The following is a 5539-nucleotide window of genomic DNA, read 5'->3' as shown; positions in this document are numbered from 1 at the left end:
TGTGTGTGGTGGTGATGGTGGTGGTGCCCGCCGTGTTGTTCTTCATGGTGTGCCATGATGACTCCTTTGATTAAAAATTTAAATTCTAGCTCACTGGCTAGAATTTCATTCTACAATATAAAATCTAATTAATTGTTAATGAAATAAATTTTAACGCTAATTTTTAATCCATATCCCCTAAATTTTGGATTATCGCTTGATTAAAACCAACACCCCCCCATTAGAAAAAAACAAACACCACAAAAAAGAGTTTTTAAATTTGTTGGGAGAGTTTTTTCTCTCTCAATTGCCCGCAAGCCGCTTCAATATCCAAGGCTTTAGACTCTCTAATGGTGCATAATAAGCCTTTGGAGTTTAAAAAATCCGCAAACATTCTAGCGCTCTCTAAGCTGGGGCGCTCAAATTGAGAGCCTTCATGCGGGTTGAATAAAATCAAATTCACTTTGGATTTAATGCCGTTTAAAAGTTTTAAAAGTTTTTTAGCGCAGTCCAGGCTATCGTTCAAATCTTTGATCAAAAGGTATTCAAACATCACTCTTTTGCGCTGCTCTAAAGGCCATTTCCTCACTTCATTCAAAACGCATTCAATGTTGTATTTTTTATTCAAGGGCATTAAAGATGAGCGCGTTTTGTCATCTACAGCGTGTAAGGATATGGCTAATTGCACGCCTAAATTTTTGCCCGCTAAAATAGGGATCTTATCGGCTACGCCGCTAGTGGAAATCGTGATTCTTTTAGGCGAAATTTGCATGCCGGTATGAAAAATCTCAATCGCTTTACACACCTCATCTAAATTATTCAAAGGCTCGCCCATTCCCATAAAAACAATGTTGAGCGCTTTTTCAAGGGGGAGGTTATTGTCTTCTTTAATGAGCAGGGCTTGCTGGATAATCTCGCTCGCTTTTAAGTTTCTTACAAAACCGCCTTTTTGAGTGAAACAAAACGCGCAACCCACTTGACAGCCTATTTGACAAGACACGCATACGGTGTATTTTTCTCCCTCTAAAATAGCGTTAGTCTCTTCATCAATCTTTTTATCCTTCATTTTCAACAACACCGCTTCAAAAGTATGGTTGTCTCTTAAAGATTTAAAAAGGTATTTTTTAGAGCCATCAACGCTCTCTCTCACATGCGTGATTTCTATCGTGCGCAAAGTAAATTCTTGCTCCAAATAAGCGATAAAATCTTTTGAAAAATTATTTTGCATGTCTTTAAAGCTTGTTTTATACTTCACATAGAGCCACAAATAAAGCTGTTTAGCTCTAAAGCTTGGTTTTAAAAGCTGGCTCAATTCCTTTAGAGTGAAATCATAAATACTGGCTTTCATGCTTTAAGCCCTAATTCTAAAAGTTGGTGCAAGTGCAAGACCCCTAAAACCTTATTGCGATCATCTACGCACACTAAAAGCTGGATCTTATGGCGCTCTAAAAATTCTAACGCTTCTAAAAGAAGAGCGTCTAAATTCTTAAAGCTTTTAGGTTTTAAAGTGGCAAAATGTCTCACTTCGCTCTTTAAACTCACCCCTTTTAATAACGCCCTACGGACATCGCCATCGCTTAACACCCCCACAAGCTCGTTAGCCTCATTGACTAAAATCGCGCTGCCTAAGCGTTTTTCACTCATTTCTATGAGCGCGTCTTTAAAACTTGTATTAGGAGCGATTAGGGGGAGATTCGTGGTTTGCAATAAGTCTTTAACCTTGACAAAAAGTTTTTTGCCTAAAAGCCCGCCCGGATGAAAGGAGGCAAAATCTTCTTGGCTAAAGTTTTTCGCTCGCATCAAGCATGCCATTAAAACATCGCCTAACGCTAGAGTTAGGGTGGTAGAAGTCGTTGGAGCGGTGTTAATCGGGCAAGCTTCTTTTGTAATTTTCAAGCTCAAATAATAATCGCCGAGTTTAGAGAGCGAACTATTAGGGCTTTTAGTGAAAGTGATGATTTTATGGCTTAAGCGTTTTAAATGGCTCACCAGATTCAATAGCTCTAAAGACTCGCCCCCATAGCTAATCATTAAAACCACATCGTTTTTTTCCACCATGCCCAAATCCCCATGCATGGCTTCTGTAGGGTGTAAAAACGCGCTCCTGTTACCGGTGCTTAGCATAGAAGCAGCGATTTTTTGCGCCACTAAAGCGCTCTTACCCACGCCCACTATCACAAGCTTACCCCCTTTTTCTTGGCTTTTTAAAATGAGCTTGACAACCGCTTCTAAATCGTTGGGTTTTTGGAATTGCTTAACGCTTTCTAAAAGCGCGCTCGCTTCATCTCTTAAGACTTGTATAGCGGTAGCGTTACAATCAAAAAGAATGGACATGACAAATGATAGCCGGGTATTTTCTAAACTTTTTAAAGAGCGCTTTTCTGATGAAATTACGAGTGTGATCTTCTAATTTTTTAGGGTTATTCAAAATTTCAGCGTTGCTGGATTTTAATAATACCTCTAATCCCCCTTGAATTTCTTTCATCAAAGGCTTTTCATCTTTAAAGCCCACAAGCCCTAAGCTGGAAAATTGAGAGCTTTCTAAAAGCGCTTGTTTATTTTTATTCACAAAAATCGTAGCGGCAAACACCCCAGCGCTAGCGACTTCTTCTCTTTGTTGCACAATGCTTGTATCAATACTCAAATTGCTTTGGTTATCCACATAGCTTTTACCGCTTTTAATGGTGCCCACTTTTTTAATGAACGCAGGGCCAACTTCCACTTGATCGCCATCTTCCATTAAATAGATATTTTTTTCAGGCACCCCGCAAGAAATAGCGGTTTGCTTGTGGCGCGCGACATGGTTGTATTCCCCATGCACGGGTAAGAAAAACTTGGGTTTAATGAGTCTTAACATGAGCTTTTGCTCTTCTTGGGCGGCATGCCCGCTCACATGGATATTGTCAAATTCTTGATAAGCCACTTTAGCTTCTTTTTTGATTAAAAAATTCAATACCGCTGAAACGCTCGCTTCATTGCCAGGAATGGCTTTAGCGGAGATGATGACTAAATCGTTGGGTTTGATAGAAATGTGGCGGTGTTCATCAGTCGCCATGCGATAAAGCGCGCTCATGGTTTCGCCTTGTGAGCCGGTCGTTACGATTAAGACTTCATTATCCGGGTATTTAGCGACTTCATTGGCTTCAATAAAAGATTGGTAAGGCAAATGGATATAGCCTAATTCTCTGGCAATGTCTAGGTTTTTTTCCATAGAGCGCCCGATCACAGCGATCTTGCGGTTGTATTTAATGCCGTATTGGATGGCTTGATACACCCGGTGGATATTGCTAGAGAATGTGCTCATAATCACCCTCCCTTGCGCTTCTTTAAAAAGGGTATCAAAAGCCGGCGCTATGGTGCTTTCACTCGGTGTAGTTCCGGATTTATGGGAGTTAGTGGAATCGCTTAAAAGAAGCATCACCCCCTTTTCGCCATAGTGCGCCAAACGATACAAATCAGTGGGCAGGTTATCTACTGGGGTGTGATCGATTTTAAAATCGCCAGTGTGGATGATCGTTCCGGCTTTAGTTTGGATCGCTAAAGCGCTGCTGTCAATGATAGAATGCGTGATGTGGATCCATTCAATGATAAATTCGCCCACGCTAATGGGGCAGCGCTTTTCTACGATTTTAAAATACGAGCGGTATTTTTTCAAACCATGTTCATCAAACTTGCTCCCAATCAACCCCAAACTCAAAGGCGTGCCATAAAGGGGGAATTGCAACTCTTTAAACAAATAAGGCGTGGCCCCTATGTGATCTTCATGGGCATGGGTGATGATAATGCCAGCGATTTTGTCCTTGATTTGGTGCAAGTAGGAAAAATCCGGGATTAAAATATCCACGCCAAAGAGCCCTTCTTTAGGGAAACTCATGCCCGCATCAATCACGATCGCACTTTTTGGGGTTTCAATGACCATCATGTTCCCCCCAATCTCGCCCAAGCCCCCTAAAGGCGTGATTTTAACGCTCGCTTTAGAGTTTAGATTCATCTTATAATGCGGGTTTAAATGCTCCACTTGGATCTTATTATTAGCTTCAACGCCCTTTTTGAGCTCCTTATGAAAGCCTAAAGTCCCTCTCTCATTCACATGCAAAATTTCCGTAACGCCCTCTACTTTGTTGTGATCCAATTCTTCTTGGGCGTAATTTCGTGTTTTGGCATGTTTGGGTTTGTGGTGGTGGTTTGGTTTTTTGTTGGGGTGGCGCTCTTTTTTATGGTGCGAAGGCGCTTCATGGTTTGAAGACTCCCCGTTTTTTTGCGCGTTTTCTCTAAAACGCTTTTTGCGGTTAGCAAATCGCTCAAACGCTCCGGATCGCGCCTCATGAGGGGCTTTTGAATTTTCACTGCTGTTTTCATTGCTTTCATTGTTTTCATAATGATTGTTATCAGTCATAACGATTATTCCTTCATTTCAATTTTTTAAAAAGGCATTAGCCTTTTAAAAGGTATTCTAAGAGCTTGAGATAATCTTTTATCTCAGACGCCCTCACGCTTGTTGGTTGGTTTTCTAACGCTAAAAAATCTAACACCTTATCAAGCTTTTCTCTATAAGAAACGCTTTTTTTAAGATTGTTTGAAAGCGTCTTCCTAGGAGATGAGAAACAGGCTTTCAAAAAATCTTCTAATGTTTCAAACCCTTTTTGTAGGGCTTCTTCAAAAAACAGCACTTGGAGTAATGAAGCCAACGCCTTTTCTTTCAGCGGCTCTTTGATCACTTCAAACACGCTAGAAAACACCTTTGGAGGCGGGCTAAACGCGCTAGGCGGCACATCAAACAAAAGGGTAGCGTTCCCTATCGCTTGAGTTAAAACGCTTAAAGCGTTCTGCGAATCTTTAGCGCAAAATTTGAGTGCCACTTCCTTTTGTGTCATCACCAATAAGCCCCTGCATTTAGGGTCTTTGAGCGCGTTTAAAACAAGCCTGGTAGCGATATAATAAGGCAAATTAGAGACCAAAAAATAAGGCTCTTCTTCTTTTAAAAAAAGAGCGTCTTTTTCCACTAATTCTAATCCAAAAGGCTTTTTTTGCGCCTTTAGTTTTGATCGCATTTTCTCGCACAAGCTGCTATCTATCTCATAAGTCTTTAAAGGATAGCGATCCAACAACTTAAGAGTCAAATCCCCTAACCCCACGCCGATTTCAATTAATTTGAGTAGGTTTAAGGGAGGCAAAGCATTAACAATTCTGTCTAAAAACGACTCGTCCGTTAAAAAATGCTGTCCTAAAGACTTTTTAGCTACCACCATAAGAAGCGCTTCTAAAACTCCTCATATTATACCTTAAAAAGGGGATTTGTCTTTCCTTTTTAATGCAACTTCTTTATTATAGCTTTTTTCATTCAAAGATGTTGGTAGTTTTGACAATGGAAGTGCTTAAATTGGCGCTCGTATAAAAATTAGTATTAAAATCTTTTTCGTTAATAATTGGTTAGATTTTGCATTATAAAATGAAATCCTAGCTAGTGAGCTAGAATTTAAATTTCAATTAAAGGAGTCATCATGGCACACCATGAACAACAACACCAAGCACAACAACAGCAACAACAACAGGCTAACAG

4 protein-coding genes are annotated in these 5539 nt (G+C 40.2%); all 4 read right to left on the bottom strand.

Translation table 11 applies throughout. The features are described from left to right. Nucleotides 1–253: 253 nt before the first annotated feature. The 4 genes from rlmN to rsmA are packed head-to-tail and all read right to left on the bottom strand — an operon-like array spanning nt 254 to nt 5228. A complete protein-coding gene (gene rlmN, locus DV63_RS17145; protein WP_000647811.1) occupies nt 254–1327 on the bottom strand; it encodes a dual-specificity RNA methyltransferase RlmN in 1074 nt (357 codons plus the stop codon). Next, on the bottom strand, nt 1324–2313 hold the full coding sequence (locus DV63_RS17140; RefSeq protein ID WP_000025433.1) for a KpsF/GutQ family sugar-phosphate isomerase: 990 nt from the start codon (nt 2311–2313) through the stop codon (nt 1324–1326). Before DV63_RS17140 ends, rlmN begins: the two co-directional genes overlap by 4 nt. Continuing rightward, complete coding sequence (locus DV63_RS17135) at nt 2297–4375, bottom strand: ribonuclease J (protein WP_000131604.1); 2079 nt, start codon at nt 4373–4375, stop codon at nt 2297–2299. The genes DV63_RS17140 and DV63_RS17135 overlap by 17 nt, the downstream gene beginning before the upstream one ends. Nucleotides 4376–4412: 37 nt before the next feature. After that, complete coding sequence (gene rsmA / locus DV63_RS17130) at nt 4413–5228, bottom strand: 16S rRNA (adenine(1518)-N(6)/adenine(1519)-N(6))-dimethyltransferase RsmA (protein ID WP_000259397.1); 816 nt, start codon at nt 5226–5228, stop codon at nt 4413–4415. Nucleotides 5229–5539: the final 311 nt, after the last annotated feature.

The organism is Helicobacter pylori FD535 (genome assembly GCF_000296015.2).
GTDB lineage: Bacteria > Campylobacterota > Campylobacteria > Campylobacterales > Helicobacteraceae > Helicobacter > Helicobacter pylori_CT.
This window is presented reverse-complemented; position numbering and strand designations above follow the sequence as displayed.